At 54.3% G+C, this 13,737-nt stretch carries 13 protein-coding genes; 10 read left to right on the top strand and 3 right to left on the bottom strand.

What is annotated here, in order from left to right:
- The first annotated feature begins 424 nt into the window (after window positions 1–424).
- The 7 genes from rpmH (at window position 425) to EGT74_RS06895 (ending at window position 6,156) form a co-directional block, all read left to right on the top strand.
- Window positions 425–580 (top strand): 50S ribosomal protein L34, encoded by a 156-nt coding sequence (rpmH, locus tag EGT74_RS06925; protein WP_012788729.1) that lies wholly within the window; start codon window positions 425–427, stop codon window positions 578–580.
- 16 nt (window positions 581–596) lie between these two features.
- Window positions 597–1,013: a ribonuclease P protein component gene (locus tag EGT74_RS06920; protein WP_317126713.1), complete on the top strand. Its 417-nt coding sequence runs from the start codon at window positions 597–599 to the stop codon at window positions 1,011–1,013.
- Window positions 1,014–1,039: 26 nt separating this feature from the next.
- Complete coding sequence (gene yidD, locus EGT74_RS06915) at window positions 1,040–1,315, top strand: membrane protein insertion efficiency factor YidD (protein ID WP_123845786.1); 276 nt, start codon at window positions 1,040–1,042, stop codon at window positions 1,313–1,315.
- Between the two features lie 32 nt (window positions 1,316–1,347).
- Window positions 1,348–3,006: a S41 family peptidase gene (locus EGT74_RS06910; protein WP_123845785.1), complete on the top strand. Its 1,659-nt coding sequence runs from the start codon at window positions 1,348–1,350 to the stop codon at window positions 3,004–3,006.
- A 99-nt stretch (window positions 3,007–3,105) separates the two neighbouring features.
- Entirely contained in the window at window positions 3,106–3,900 is a 795-nt protein-coding gene (locus tag EGT74_RS06905; RefSeq protein WP_123845784.1) for an endonuclease/exonuclease/phosphatase family protein, read from the top strand.
- Between the two features lie 71 nt (window positions 3,901–3,971).
- Window positions 3,972–5,360 (top strand): Gfo/Idh/MocA family protein, encoded by a 1,389-nt coding sequence (locus tag EGT74_RS06900; RefSeq protein ID WP_123845783.1) that lies wholly within the window; start codon window positions 3,972–3,974, stop codon window positions 5,358–5,360.
- Between the two features lie 13 nt (window positions 5,361–5,373).
- The gene (locus EGT74_RS06895; RefSeq protein WP_123845782.1) at window positions 5,374–6,156 is read left to right on the top strand and encodes a 3-keto-disaccharide hydrolase; all 783 of its coding nucleotides are present in this window, start codon (window positions 5,374–5,376) and stop codon (window positions 6,154–6,156) included.
- Between the two features lie 72 nt (window positions 6,157–6,228).
- Here EGT74_RS06895 and EGT74_RS06890 read toward each other — a convergent pair whose 3' ends face one another.
- Window positions 6,229–6,825 carry a superoxide dismutase gene (locus EGT74_RS06890; RefSeq protein ID WP_123845781.1) on the bottom strand — a complete coding sequence of 199 codons (597 nt, stop codon included), beginning with the start codon at window positions 6,823–6,825 and terminating at the stop codon, window positions 6,229–6,231.
- 258 nt (window positions 6,826–7,083) lie between these two features.
- Here EGT74_RS06890 and EGT74_RS06885 point away from each other — a divergent pair, with 258 nt between their 5' ends.
- Together EGT74_RS06885 and EGT74_RS06880 are read left to right on the top strand one after the other, a co-directional pair.
- On the top strand, window positions 7,084–7,776 hold the full coding sequence (locus EGT74_RS06885; RefSeq protein ID WP_158618041.1) for a LuxR C-terminal-related transcriptional regulator: 693 nt from the start codon (window positions 7,084–7,086) through the stop codon (window positions 7,774–7,776).
- 600 nt (window positions 7,777–8,376) lie between these two features.
- Window positions 8,377–9,312, top strand: coding sequence for an SPFH domain-containing protein (locus EGT74_RS06880; RefSeq protein ID WP_123845779.1), 936 nt, complete (start codon window positions 8,377–8,379; stop codon window positions 9,310–9,312).
- Window positions 9,313–9,427: 115 nt separating this feature from the next.
- Here EGT74_RS06880 and EGT74_RS06875 read toward each other — a convergent pair whose 3' ends face one another.
- Window positions 9,428–9,868, bottom strand: a complete 441-nt coding sequence (locus EGT74_RS06875; protein ID WP_123845778.1) for a nucleoside deaminase — start codon at window positions 9,866–9,868, stop codon at window positions 9,428–9,430.
- Window positions 9,865–11,967, bottom strand: a complete 2,103-nt coding sequence (gene ligA, locus EGT74_RS06870) for an NAD-dependent DNA ligase LigA (protein ID WP_123845777.1) — start codon at window positions 11,965–11,967, stop codon at window positions 9,865–9,867. Before ligA ends, EGT74_RS06875 begins: the two co-directional genes overlap by 4 nt.
- A gap of 105 nt (window positions 11,968–12,072) precedes the next feature.
- Here ligA and EGT74_RS06865 point away from each other — a divergent pair, with 105 nt between their 5' ends.
- Window positions 12,073–13,710 carry an amidohydrolase gene (locus EGT74_RS06865; protein ID WP_123845776.1) on the top strand — a complete coding sequence of 546 codons (1,638 nt, stop codon included), beginning with the start codon at window positions 12,073–12,075 and terminating at the stop codon, window positions 13,708–13,710.
- The last annotated feature ends 27 nt before the right edge of the window (window positions 13,711–13,737 follow it).

Genomic DNA, 13,737 nt, shown 5'->3' with positions numbered 1-13,737 from the left:
GTAAGGAGAGGCAACGGATTGCCGGAAACAGAAAAGGATAGCTGTGAGGAACGGGGAATGGTAAGGCAAACCGGAGGAACCGATACACGGACGCTGCCGCAAACGGAAGATCCGCGTTAGACGGCCCCCCACAGCGGCTGCCGGGGAAATGGGCCAGCCGGATATGGTCACAGTATGATTCGTAACCGGTTAATTATCAATAAATTGGCGGTTGAGCCGACTTTTTCCTTTTTTATTTCCCCTCTCTCTTTTGATTTTAAATATTTTACCCTACCTTTGCCTTCCGTTTTAAACGGGGCTGATCACAGTCCGCCCACCGGAAAACGGGATGGGTATTAAGTTTTAAGTACAAGGAAAAACAAAAAACAAGATGAAACCGAGCGTGCGAGGTTCCATCTGACAACTGCAAAAACAAATTTTAAAGATGAAACGTACTTTTCAACCGCATAACAGACGCAGAAAGAGCGTACACGGTTTCAGAAAGAGAATGGAAACTGCCAACGGCCGTAAAGTATTGGCATCCCGCAGGGCTAAAGGCAGAAAAAAACTGACTGTATCTGACGAGCGCAAGCTGAAATAATCCGTCATAAACTCATATTGCCATAAAAACTTATTCTTTTAACAAGGAAGAGAAGTTAAAAAGCAGGAAAATGATTGAAACGCTTTTTCGGGACGGAAAAGCGTTTTCTGTTTTCCCTTACCGGGTGATTTTTATGCCGGCCAGGCTCACCACGGAGAAATACCCTGTTCAGGCCGGCTTCAGCGTATCGTCACGCCGGTTCCCCAATGCCGTAGACCGTAACCGCATCAAACGCCTCGGGCGAGAATGTTACCGCCTCGAAAAACAGGCCCTGTACGACGCATTGCAGGCCCAATCCACCCAAATGGCCGTTTTTTTTATCTATACCGATAAAAAAATCGCCGATTTCCCCACGCTGCGCCATAAATTTTCGGTAATTTTAGAGAAGCTGGTAAAAGAATTAAACAAGTGGCCGGCGGATAGTGTGCAATGAACAGAGATTCATCTACCGGAAATCCAATGAAACAGGAAGTTCCCACGGAACAAATAAAGAAGAACAGCCCGCAGCTGAAACTGCTGCAAATACTCAGCATCCCTTTCATTATCCTTATCAAGATTTACCAGTGGTGCCTGAGCCCTCTGCTCGGTTCCCGCTGCAGATATACACCTACCTGCTCACAATATGGATTGGAAGCATTCAAAAAGCACGGTATCTTTAAAGGCTTCTGGCTGACCACCCGGCGTATCCTCCGGTGCAACCCATGGGGCGGCCACGGTTACGACCCGGTACCTTAACCGGGCTTCAATCATCTTACAAACGTTACAGCATGCGGATTTCAAAAAAGAAAATCATCCTGTTCTCGCTGCTCGGCCTCTGCCTGGTCTTTGCCGCATTCCGCAACAGCGATAAATACTTCCTGATTGCCAAAAACCTCGACATCTTCGCGGCCTTCTACCGCGAACTGAATACCTACTACGTGGAAGACCTGCCGCCCGAAAAACTCATGCACAAAGGCATCGAAGCCATGCTCGAGGAAACGGATCCTTACACGGACTTCGTGCCCGAAGAGGAGCTCGACGAACTGCGCTTCATGGCCACCGGTAAATACGGCGGCGTAGGCACCTCCATCTATACCGAAGGGGAATGGACCACCATCACCGATGTGTACGAAGGCAGCCCCATGGCCCGCGCGGGCGTTAAAGCCGGCGACATCATCGTGTCGCTCGACGGCAAAAGCGCCAAAAACATGGAACAGGAAGAAGTAAGCCGCTTCCTGAAAGGCAACGCCGGCACGGTGCTCAATATCGTGCTCCGCCACCCCATCACCCAGAAAGAAACACCGTATAAGATCGTTCGTGAAGACATCAACGTGAAACCCGTGAGTTTCGCCGGCGTGGTGCGCAACGAGATCGGCTATATCAAAATGACCCAGTTCACCGAAAGCAGCGGCATACTGGTACAGGATGCTTTCCTCAAACTGAAAAAGGAAAACCCGGGCCTCAAAGGTGTTATCCTCGACCTGCGCGGCAACCCGGGCGGTTTGCTGGAAGAAGCGGTGACCCTCTCCAACATCTTCATCGACAAAAACAAACTCATCGTATCCACCAAAGGCAAGGTGAAAAGCTGGGACCGCGAGTATAAAACCGCCCAGCCGGCCATCGACCTGGCTATTCCGCTGGTGGTGCTCACCAGCCGTTCTTCCGCCTCCGCCGCCGAAATCGTGGCCGGTGCGGTACAGGACCTCGACCGCGGCCTCGTGGTAGGCCAGCGCTCCTACGGCAAGGGCCTCGTGCAAACCACGCGCCCGCTGCCCTATAACGCCAAACTCAAAGTGACCACCGCGCGCTATTACACGCCCAGCGGCCGCTGCATCCAGGCCATCGACTACTCTTCCCGCAACGAGGAAGGAGAAGCCGACTATGTGCCAGATTCCCTGCGCCGCTCGTTCGTAACGGCCGCCGGCCGCCCTGTGAAAGACGGCGGCGGTATTGAGCCGGACGCCAAAGTGGACAACATGGTGCTCAGCCAGGTGGCCATCACCCTGCTGCGCAAACAGTATATCTTCGACTACGCCACCCAGTACTATTACAGCCACCAGCAGGCAAAACCCGCTTCCAGCTTCAGTTTGACGGAAGCCGAATTCGACGATTTCGTGAAATTCCTCGATGGCCGCGATTACAGCTATAAAACCCGCAGCGAAGAAGCCCTCGAAAGTTTCCGCACCACCGCCGAACGCGAAAAGTATTACGGGGGCCTCGCCAAAGAATTCGAAGCGCTGCAGCAGAAAATGAAGCACGATAAAAAACAGGATTTGCTGCGCAACAAAACCGAGATCAAACACCTGCTCGAAGAAGAGATCATGAACCGCTATTATCCGCAGCAGGGCCGCATCGAAAAGGGCCTCAGCTGGGATAAGGACGTAGACCAGGCCGTTGCCCTGCTCGGCAATCCCGCCCGCTACCAGGAACTGCTCCGCAAAAAATAACGACATCCTCCCCGCATATCATTACAATTTAACCATGCATGCATTGCATGGTTAAATTGTTTTTTGTTTTTTTATGGTTTCATCTCATCAATTCACACCATGAAAAACAGGTTACTACTCTTACTGGCCGTAATGTCGGCAGGCTGTACCGCTTCCCGCCAGGCAACCGCGCAGGCAGACCAGGTGAACATATTGTGCTACAATATCCACCACGCCAATCCTCCCTCCGTGAAAGACAGGATAGACATACCCGCCATCGCGAAAGTGATTGCCGGCACGGCGCCCGCCATCGTGGCCCTGCAGGAAGTGGATGTGCATACGGACCGTTCCGGGAAGGAACTGCACCAGGCCGAAGCGCTCGCCAAACAATTCGGGATGCAGTACTTTTTCGCCAAAGGCATCGACTATGGCGGCGGTGAATACGGGGTGGCCATTCTTTCGAAATATCCCATCCTGGAAACCAAACGCTACCCGCTCACCACGCTGCCCGGCACTAACGGCGAACCGCGTGTGCTGGCCACGGCGCTGCTGCAGCTGCCGAACAATAAACGGATACTGATGGCCTGCACCCACCTCGATGCGCAGCGCAGCGACTCCAACCGCCTCGTGCAGATCAAAGAGATCATGGACATCCTGAAAGAACAGCGGTACCCGGTGATACTGGCCGGCGACCTGAATGCGCCCAACGGCACGCCCGTGATCGATGCGCTGGACCGCCAGTTTACCCGCACCTGCGGCGACTGCGCGCCCACTATTCCCGTTGAGAATCCGCGCCGCTGCATCGATTTCGTGGCCTTTACGCCCGGCAGGTTCGAGGTGCTGAAACATGCCGTGATACCGGAAACCTACGCTTCCGACCACCTGCCCGTGAATGCCGTTTTGCGTTTGCGGTAAATTGTTTTTATATTAACACTTTCCACCGAACCGCGTCAATACGTCAACTAACTATAAAAAGGAAAAATAGCATGACAGAACATTCCAACGGAAACTCCCGCCGGGGCTTTATCACAAAACTGGCGAAAGGTGTGGTGGGTGCCTCGCTCGTCCCCAACATCATCACCGCGGCCGACCGCAAAAGAAACCTCGAGCAGCTGGCCCGCGATAAAAACCGCTTCAGCGCCAACGACCAGATACAGGTGGCCCTGATCGGCGCCGGCGGCATGGGCACAGCCGATGCCAATACGGCCATCCAGGTGCCCGGCGTGAAACTGATCGCCGCCTGCGACCTGTACGACGGCCGCCTCGCCGACGCGAAGAAAAAATGGGGCAACGATATTTACACCACCCGCGACTATAAAGAAATACTCGAAAGAAAAGATGTGGATGCGGTGATCATCGCCACACCCGACAGCTGGCACAAGGATATCTCCGTAGCGGCCATGAACAAAGGCAAAAGCGTGTACTGCGAAAAACCGATGGTGCACGACGTAGCCGAAGGCCATGCCGTGGTGGAAGCGCAGAACAAAAACAAAGGCGTGGTGTACGAAGTGGGCAGCCAGGGCGTAAGCTCGCTGGGTAACGAAAAAGCCCGACAGCTGCTGAAAGACGGCGCCATCGGCAAACTCAACTATGCCGAAGGTTTCTGGGCCCGTATGTCGCCCTTCGGTGCATGGCAGTACCCCATCCCCGAAGATGCATCGCCCGCTACCGTAGGCTGGGACGCGTTCCTCGCCAACAACAACAAAAGAGCATTTGATCCCCTGCGTTTCTTCCGCTGGAGGAACTATAAAGATTACGGCACCGGCGTTTCCGGCGACCTGTTCGTGCACCTGTTTTCAAGCCTGCACCTGGTAACCGGCTCCATCGGCCCCAACAAGATCATGGCTACCGGCGGCCTCCGTTACTGGAAAGACGGCCGTGAAGTGCCGGACGTGATGCTGGGCATGTTCGATTATCCCGAAACGGAGATCCATCCCGCTTTCAACCTCTCGCTCCGCGTGAACTTCGTGGACGGCACCGGCGGCACCAACTACCTGCGCATGGTGGGCAGCGAAGGCTCCATGACCGTAGAGTGGGACAAGGTGACCCTCTACCGCAACAAGGCCTACGCCGCATCTGACGATCCGCTGCTGCAGACCAAAACCCAGAAAGACACCGGCCGCCAGTACGTATACGACCGCAAAGACATGTTGCCTCCCGATAAAATGGAATACGTTGCGGAAGAAGGGTACAAAGGCGCGCACTTCGATCACTTCTACAACCTGTTCAACGCCATGCGCACCAAAGGCAAGGTGAGTGAAGACGCCCTGTTCGGCTTCCGCGCCGCCGCGCCCGCGCTGCTTTGCAACGACAGCTACTTCCAGAACAAAATCATGTACTGGGACCCGAAGAATCTGAAAACCGTTAACAAATAAAATAACTGACAGCATGAAAAGACTTGTGATTCCTGCGTTTTGCGCAGCCGCCCTGGCGGTGGCCTCGTGCAACACCGCGCAGCCGAAAGAAGAAGCCAAACAGGATTCCGTGACGGCCGGCAGCGAAAACATGGCTACCGCCGAAGCGCCTGCCAACGTGCTCTCCGATGCCGAAAAAGCAGAAGGCTGGAGCCTGCTGTTCAACGGCACCAGCCTCGACGGCTGGCGCGTTTACAAAGGCAAACAGTCCAACACCTGGGGCGCGCAGAACGGCCTGTTGCACTGCACCGGCAGTACTACAGACAAAAGCGACATGCGCGGCGACCTGATCACCAACAACCAGTATGAGAACTTCGAACTGGAAGCCGACTGGAAAATCGCCCCGCAGGGTAACAGCGGCATCCTCTACCTGGTAACGGAAGAGTTCGAGGCCCCTTACATGAGCGGCCCCGAGTACCAGCTGATCGATGATGAGAATTTCCCCGAGAAGCTGGAAGACTGGCAGAAATCAGGCGCTAACTACGCCATGAACCCGCCGGCCAAGCTGGCTGCGAAGCCTGTCGGCGAGTGGAACCATACCCGCATTGTGCTGAACAAGGGGAAACTGGAACACTGGCTCAACGGCGAAAAAGTGGTGGATACCGAAATGTGGACAGACGAGTGGCAGAAGAACAAAACCACCGGCAAGTGGAAAGACTACAAAGGGTACGGCGTGGCGAAGAAAGGCCACATCTGCCTGCAGGACCATGGCAGCGAAGTGTGGTTCAAAAACATGAAGATCAGGGAGCTGAAATAAGCGGCTTTTCCCGATAAAAAGAGGGTGTATCATCAACTGATACACCCTCTTTGTTTTAGTAATAAGCTGTGCTTATGCGAAGCGTTTGCTCACCGCATCCCAGTTTACCACGTTCCAGAACGCAGCCAGGTACTCGGCCCTGCGGTTCTGGTACTTCAGGTAATAGGCGTGTTCCCACACGTCAACACCCAGCAGCGGCGTGCCTTTTGATTCGGCCACGTCCATCAGGGGATTGTCCTGGTTGGGGGTAGAAGTGATTTCCAGCTTGCCGTCCTTCACGATCAGCCAGGCCCAGCCTGAACCGAAGCGGGAAACGCCGGCGGCGTTGAATTTTTCTTTGAACGCATCGAAAGAACCGAAGGTGCTGTTGATGGCATCGGCCAGTTTGCCGCTCGGAGCGCCGCCCGCGTTGGGGGCCAGGCTCAGCCAGAAAAAGCTGTGGTTCCAGTGGCCACCGCCGTTATTTCTTACAGCCGGGCTGATGGCGCCTGCCTTGGCCACCAGTTCTTCCAGTGTTTTGTTCTCATGCTCGGTACCGGCTATAGCCTTGTTCAGGTTGTCTACATAAGCCTGGTGGTGCTTGCCGTGATGGATTTCCATCGTAAGCTTGTCGAAATGCGGCTCCAGCGCATCGTGAGCGTACGGCAAAGCAGGAAGTGTAAATGCCATAATTCAATTTTTATGGGTTATAAAATTCTGTTAGTTAGTAAAGAGGATCAAATTTACAGCCTAATGCCGTAATTGTCAAACCCTTTCTCCGGACGGTTGTTATACACCTGTACAGGTGTTAATAACGTTTGGATATATGGCTTTTTCTTTTATATTTACATAAAGGTGTTATGACGGTTGTTTCACATTTAATTATATTCGTATAGTATTCATCGTTAGTTTTCACTATTGTTTGTTTAAAACATAAATATGCAGGACATGGGCACAGAAAACCGCGATTCTCAGGATGCGCTGATATCGGAGAATGCACAATTGCGGAGCCGGCTCGAAAGATTGGAAGCCATTATAGACCAGGTACCGGCAATGCTTTATACGTCCAACAACTCCAGGAAAGCTGTTAACTGGTGTAACAGGCGGCTTACAGACACATTAGGGTACTCGGAGGAAGAGATACTCTCACTCGGCACAGAGTTTTTCAGGCAGATACTTCACCCGGACGATACCAGCATTCTGGCGATCTCCCAACAATCCTTCCAGGAAAAGAAATCCATGTACGGCGGCGTGCTGCGCGTGCGCAGGCGTAACAGCCCGGACTGGTTCTGGGTGGTGGGCCTGGGCATCCCCTTTACTTTCGATAAGCAGGGTAACGTGATAGACGTGATCTGCGTATTCCTCGATTTTACCAATGCCATCGACACCGGCAACCAGATCAGCGAAGCCCTCCGCGAGGTGCTGCGCCGCCGCAACGAAGACGTGCTCAACAAGCTCACCGCCCGCGAAATGGACATTTTTACGCTCGCCGCGCGTGGGCATAACAATAAGGAAATTGCGGAAAAATTAAACCTGAGCCGCTATACCATTGAAACACACCGCAAAAACATACGGCTGAAATTAAAGGTCAGGAATACCCCTGAACTCGTTGCCCTGGCCAAACAAATCGGCATGCAATAACTCCCGCTGCCGGACAGTTGATAATCAGTTTACATATTTACATTTTTAATCTGTAAATCCGCTACAACGCACGTGTGATCGAAGGTTTGGGTGAAAAATACCCAAGCTTGGGTATTTTCCGGCGTCCCAAACTCCACTAATTTAGTAGCCTGAATTAGAACGGAGTTCATTTGGATAGTTTTTAGAGGTAATACTTATCACTATGATAACCGAAGACAAGGCGTATGATATCCTGGCATTAGATCAGTCCGCTACACCCGAAGAAATAGTTCGCAGGTATCAGACATTAAAAGACCAGTACAAAAAAATCAAGGAAGAGACAGATGATCTTAAAACCCGGTTGGCCTATCAATTAAAACAAATTGAATTGGACGACGTATTCATCTACTTCCGGAAATGCCAAAAGATATAGCTAAACTGTTTATTCTTTCATGCACTGTTTCGTGTTAACCCGCGCACGAGCCGTTCATTCATTGTTTGTTATTTTTCCCCATCCGCCATGCAATCCGGTCTTTACATCCGCGCGTTTGGGAACCCCTGCCGCCGTAGTGAGGGATTTTAACTACATTTGGTATCAAATCCTTAAAATCCACTTACACTATGGATAATTACGTATGGTATATCGTGTTGGGCATTGCGGGCCTTATCCTCCTGTCTTCTTTCGTTACCGTGCAGCAGGGCACTATCGGGGTTACGACTATTTTCGGCAAGTACAACCGCATTTTGTTCCCCGGCCTTAACTTCAAGATACCCCTCATCGAAAAAGTATTCAAACGCATTTCCATCCAGAACCGCTCCGTGGAGCTGGAGTTCCAGGCCATCACCATCGACCAGGCGAATGTGTATTTTAAAGCGATGCTGTTGTATTCCGTGCTGAACCAGCAGGAAGAGACCATCAAAAACGTGGCGTTCAAATTCATGGACGAGCGCAGCTTCATGCAGGCGCTGATACGCACCATCGAAGGCTCCATCCGCGGTTTTGTGGCCACCAAAAGGCAGGCGGAAGTGCTGGCCCTCCGGAAAGACATTACCGAGCACGTAAAGGAACAGATCGACCTGACACTGGAGCAATGGGGTTTTCACCTGCAGGACCTCCAGCTGAACGATATCACTTTCGACGATGCCATCATGCGGTCGATGGCCCAGGTAGTGGCCTCCAACAACCTGAAGGCGGCTGCCGAAAACGAAGGCCAGGCATTGCTCATTACCAAAACCAAAGCGGCCGAAGCGGATGGTAACGCCATCAAAATCGCCGCAGAGGCCGAACGCCAGGCAGCCCAGCTGCGCGGCCAGGGCGTGGCCCTCTTCCGCGAAGAAGTGGCAAAGGGTATGACCATGGCCGCCAAAGAAATGCAGCAGGCCAACCTCGATACCTCCGTGATACTTTTCTCCATGTGGGTGGAAGGCATCAAACACTTCTCCGAAAACTCGAAAGGCAACGTGATCTTCCTCGACGGCTCGTCCGAAGGCATGGAAAAAAGCATGAAACAGCTCATGAGCCTCAACCAGCTGATGGATGTGAAGAAAGAAAAATAACTGCATGACGGTATGATGCACAAAGCCTGAAGACGATCGTCTTCAGGCTTTGTTATTTTGAATGGTCATATGCTGGAATGATGGCTGGTGACCGTTTTGCAGTGGCGCCGAAACATTACTTTCTTCTTGCCGCGAAAAAAGCCTTCACCAGCTGCAGGCTCTCTTCCCCGCGTATCCCGCTTTCCACTTTGGTTTTCGGATGGAAGGGCGTTTTATCGCCCGTTACGCGGCGGTAGCCGTTCTTTTCATCCGCCGCCGCATACACGATGCGCCCGATCTTGCTCCAGTACAGGGCGCCGGCGCACATCACGCAGGGCTCCAGCGTTACGTACAACGTAGCGTCCGGAAGGTACTTGGCGCCCATGTAGTTGAACGCCGCGGTAAGCGCGATCATTTCCGCATGCGCGGTACAGTCGGTGAGCATTTCCACCTGGTTGTGGCCGCGGCCGATGATCAGCCCGTTCTGCACCACTACCGCCCCGATGGGCACTTCGCCCTTGTCTAATGCCTTGCGGGCCTCGCCCAGCGCCTGCTGCATAAAATGCTCATCGGTCATTGCACCATGTTTATGAATTCATCTTCCGAAAGGATCTTGATGGTATTGATCTTTTTCGCTTTTTCGAGTTTGCTGCCTGCGTCTTCGCCTACGATGAGGTAGTTCAGTTTGCTGCTCACGCCACTCAGTATTTTACCGCCATGCTGTTCCACCATTTCTTCGGCCTCGCTGCGCTTCAGTTTGTTGAGCGTGCCGGTGAACAGGAAGGTTTGCCCGCTGAGGGTGCCTTCGGCGGATAAAGCGCCTTTGGTGCTGTTGAGGTTGAGGCCCAGTTCTTCCAGCCTTTTCAGCATATGCAGGTTGTCTTCATTAAGGAAGAACTGCCGCACGGAACCTGCTACTTTCGGGCCGATGTCTTCCAGCGCCAGCAGCTCTTCTTCGGTGAAGCGGCTGAGGTCGAGCAGGTGATCCACCGCGTTGGCCAGCGTTTTGGCCGTGGTTTCGCCCACGTACCGGATGCCCAGCCCGAAAATGAGGCGGTGCAGCGGCTGGCTGCGGCTGGCGTCGATGGCGGTGCGGAGGTTGGTGATCGACTTGGCGCCGAAGCCTTCCAGTTTGGAGAGGGCGTCGAAGTCGAGGGTATAAATGCCGGGCACATCTTTCAGCAGGCCCATCGTATAAAACTTGCGCACGTTGCTTTCGCCGAGGCTGCGGATGTCCATGGCGTCTTTGCTCACGAAGTGGATCATCCTTTCCACCACCTGCGCTTCGCAGTTGATGTTCACGCAGCGCCATACACTTTCTCCTTCGGGGCGCACCAGCTTGTCTTTACACACGGGGCATTCCGTGGGGAACACGATGTCGCGCTCGGCTCCGTCGCGGATGTCGGCCATGGATTTGACGATGTAGGGGATCACGTCGCCGGCTCTTTCCACCAGCACGGTATCGCCGATCTTGAGATCCTTTTCTTTGATCACATCTTCATTGAACAGCGAAATGGAACCGACCATCACGCCGCCGATGGGCACGGGATCGATCTTCGCCACGGGGGTGATGGAGCCCGTTCTGCCCACCTGGAACTCCACGTTACGGAGTTTGCTGGTAGCCTGGCGGGCCTTGAATTTATAGGCCATGGCCCAGCGGGGATGGTGGGTGGTCATCCCCATCTTATCCTGCAGGGCGTAGTCGTTCACTTTGATCACCATGCCGTCGATCTCATACGGGAGATCGTCGCGCTTCGCCTCGAATTCCATACAGTAATCGATCACCGCCTGTATGCCGCGCACCACTTTCTTTTCTTTGTTGGGGCTCCTGAAACCCAGGTCCCACAACATCTGCAGGGTATTGCTGTGCGTTTGCAGCGCATCGGGCTCCGTTGCGCCGTTCTGCATGGTGTGGTAGCTCATGTTGTATAAAAAAGCTTCCAGTCCGCGTTTGGCCACTTCATTCGGGTCTACGATGCGCAGGGAACCGGAGGCCGCATTCCTTGGATTGGCCAGCGGGGGAAGGTTTTCGGATACCCGCTGTTCGTTCAGTTTGGCGAAAGTGGTTTTGTTGATGAGCACTTCACCGCGCAGTTCGATCTGCTGGATGCCGTATGCGGAAAAGTTGGCGGACAGCGGGATGGTGCGTATCTGCCGGATGTTGACGGTGATCTCGTCGCCCTGCACCCCGTCTCCGCGGGTAGCGCCGCGGGTGAGCACATCGTTTTCATAGATGAGGGAGATGCTGGCGCCGTCGAACTTGGGCTCGATGCAGTATTCTATTTCGGGCAGCTTCGCCAGCTCGCGGGCCTTGCGGTCCCAGTCCACCAGGTCGTCCGCATTATAAGAGTTTTCGAGGCTCAGCATGGGCACCAGGTGCTGCACCGTGGGAAAAATCTTCGTGAGCCCGGACGCGATGCGCTGGGTGGGGGAATCCGGCGATACGAGCTCGGGGTTGTCTTTTTCCAGCTGTTTGAGCCAGGCGAACAGCTGGTCGTATTCCTGGTCGCTGAGCACGGGGTCGTCCTGGATGTAGTAACGCCAGTCGCTGTAACGGATCACCTGTTTCAGCGAATCCGCCAGGTCGCCGGCAGCTTCTTTGGACGGTTTTGCGGCCTGTGCCAGCAGGGTTTTACCCAAACGCGCCAGGGTTATTTCTGTTTCTTTTGTGTACATGATGAACTTGATAAGTCAAAAACTCTGGCGTAAATTTAAACTTTACCCTGCAATTAATTCCGGGCCGCCGCACATTCCGCCGGCCGGGATAAAAAGTTAACGATTATGCTGACGCGCTACTCCTTCCCCGCCTTGTTGCTCCTGCTCCTGGCCGCCTGCGACCGGCGGGAAAAAGCAGACCTGATCGTTCACCACGCCCGCATCTATACCATGGATTCCGCCAATACCGTCGCCGCCGCCATGGCCATCCGCAACGGGGAAATACTGGCCGTGGGCACGAATGAATTTATCCTGGAAAGATATGAGGCCGCCGACCAGCAAGACGCCGGCGGGAAGGCCGTGTACCCCGGCTTTAACGACGCGCACGCACACTTTGCGGGATACGCCGCATCACTCCGCACGGTGGACCTGCGGGGCACGAAAAGCTGGGCCGAAGTGCTGGAAAGAACAAAAACCTTTGCAGCCGCCAACCCCTCCGGATGGGTGCTGGGTGGGGGCTGGGACCAGAACGACTGGGACAATAAATCCTTTCCCGATAAAGCCGGCCTAGACAGCCTTTTCCCCAACACACCCGTATTGCTCCGGCGGATAGACGGGCATGCCGCCATGGCCAACCAGGCCGCGCTGGACGCTGCGGGCGTGCAGCCTGGGCAAAGCCTTGCCGGCGGTACTTTCGAAACGAAAAACGGCCGGCTGACCGGCCTGCTGGTCGATAACGCCATCGGCAGGGTGAGCGACAAGGTGCCGCCACCGGAGTTGCCCGCGCTGATCGCCTCGCTGCGGAAAGCGGAAGCCGATTTGCTGGCGGCAGGCGTTACCAGCCTCACCGATTGCGGCCTCTCCATCCCGGAGATGCGCCTGCTCGACAGCCTGCTGCAAAAAGACCAGCTGCACCTGGGGCTGAACATCATGCTGAGCGATAGCGAAGAAAACATCAGCTGGCTGGTGAAAAACGGCCCTTATAAAAACGGCCGGCTGCAGGTAAGGAGCGTCAAGTTTTATGGCGACGGCGCCCTCGGTTCGCGCGGCGCCTGCCTGCTGCACGATTATTCCGACAAACCAGGGTGGAAAGGATTCCTGCTGAAAGACCCCGCGTATTTCGCGAAACAGGCCGCCCTGCTGGCTGGCACCGACATCCAGATGTGCACACATGCCATCGGCGATTCCGCCAACCGCGAAATACTTCGTATATACGCGTCCGTACTGAAAGGGGAAAACGATAAACGCTGGCGGATCGAACATGCGCAGGTGATCGATTCGGCGGACTTCGGCCGCTTCGGTGAAAACAACATCGTGCCCTCCGTGCAGCCCACCCATGCCACGTCGGACATGTACTGGGCCGGCGACCGCCTCGGCGCGCAGCGCGTGAAATACGCCTATGCCTTCCGCCGCCTGCTGGACCAGAACGGCTGGATACCTCTCGGCACCGACTTCCCCGTAGAGAACATCAATCCCCTGTATACCTTTTATGCGGCCGTTGCGCGGAAAGACACCAGCGGTTACCCCAAAGGCGGCTTCCAGCCGGAGAACGCCCTGAGCCGCGAAGACGCCCTGCGGGGCATGACCATCTGGCCCGCCCGCGCCGCTTTTGAAGAAGATAAAAAAGGCAGCCTCGAGCCCGGGAAGACCGCCGACTTCGTCATTACCAGCGACGACCTGATGACCGTTCCCGAAGAGAAAATTCCCGCAATTCAAATTTTAGCTGCTTATATTTACGGAAAGGCACGCTACTCATTAAAATAGTCCGTATTTATTGACGTTCCACGATTA

Origin of the sequence: Chitinophaga lutea (assembly GCF_003813775.1) — a bacterium.
GTDB classification, from domain to species: domain Bacteria; phylum Bacteroidota; class Bacteroidia; order Chitinophagales; family Chitinophagaceae; genus Chitinophaga; species Chitinophaga lutea.
The sequence above is the reverse complement of the archived record's forward strand: the minus strand, read 5'-3'. Positions and strand labels throughout refer to the sequence as shown.

Excerpts from the sequence above, each read along its gene's own strand:
- rpmH (WP_012788729.1), top strand. The coding sequence starts at position 425 with ATGAAACGTACTTTTCAACCGCATAACAGACGCAGAAAGAGCGTACAC.
- yidD (WP_123845786.1), top strand. The coding sequence starts at position 1,040 with ATGAAACAGGAAGTTCCCACGGAACAAATAAAGAAGAACAGCCCGCAG.
- EGT74_RS06910 (WP_123845785.1), top strand. The coding sequence starts at position 1,348 with ATGCGGATTTCAAAAAAGAAAATCATCCTGTTCTCGCTGCTCGGCCTC.
- EGT74_RS06905 (WP_123845784.1), top strand. The coding sequence starts at position 3,106 with ATGAAAAACAGGTTACTACTCTTACTGGCCGTAATGTCGGCAGGCTGT.
- EGT74_RS06900 (WP_123845783.1), top strand. The coding sequence starts at position 3,972 with ATGACAGAACATTCCAACGGAAACTCCCGCCGGGGCTTTATCACAAAA.
- EGT74_RS06895 (WP_123845782.1), top strand. The coding sequence starts at position 5,374 with ATGAAAAGACTTGTGATTCCTGCGTTTTGCGCAGCCGCCCTGGCGGTG.
- EGT74_RS06890 (WP_123845781.1), bottom strand. The coding sequence starts at position 6,825 with ATGGCATTTACACTTCCTGCTTTGCCGTACGCTCACGATGCGCTGGAG.
- EGT74_RS06885 (WP_158618041.1), top strand. The coding sequence starts at position 7,084 with ATGGGCACAGAAAACCGCGATTCTCAGGATGCGCTGATATCGGAGAAT.
- EGT74_RS06880 (WP_123845779.1), top strand. The coding sequence starts at position 8,377 with ATGGATAATTACGTATGGTATATCGTGTTGGGCATTGCGGGCCTTATC.
- EGT74_RS06875 (WP_123845778.1), bottom strand. The coding sequence starts at position 9,868 with ATGACCGATGAGCATTTTATGCAGCAGGCGCTGGGCGAGGCCCGCAAG.
- ligA (WP_123845777.1), bottom strand. The coding sequence starts at position 11,967 with ATGTACACAAAAGAAACAGAAATAACCCTGGCGCGTTTGGGTAAAACC.
- EGT74_RS06865 (WP_123845776.1), top strand. The coding sequence starts at position 12,073 with ATGCTGACGCGCTACTCCTTCCCCGCCTTGTTGCTCCTGCTCCTGGCC.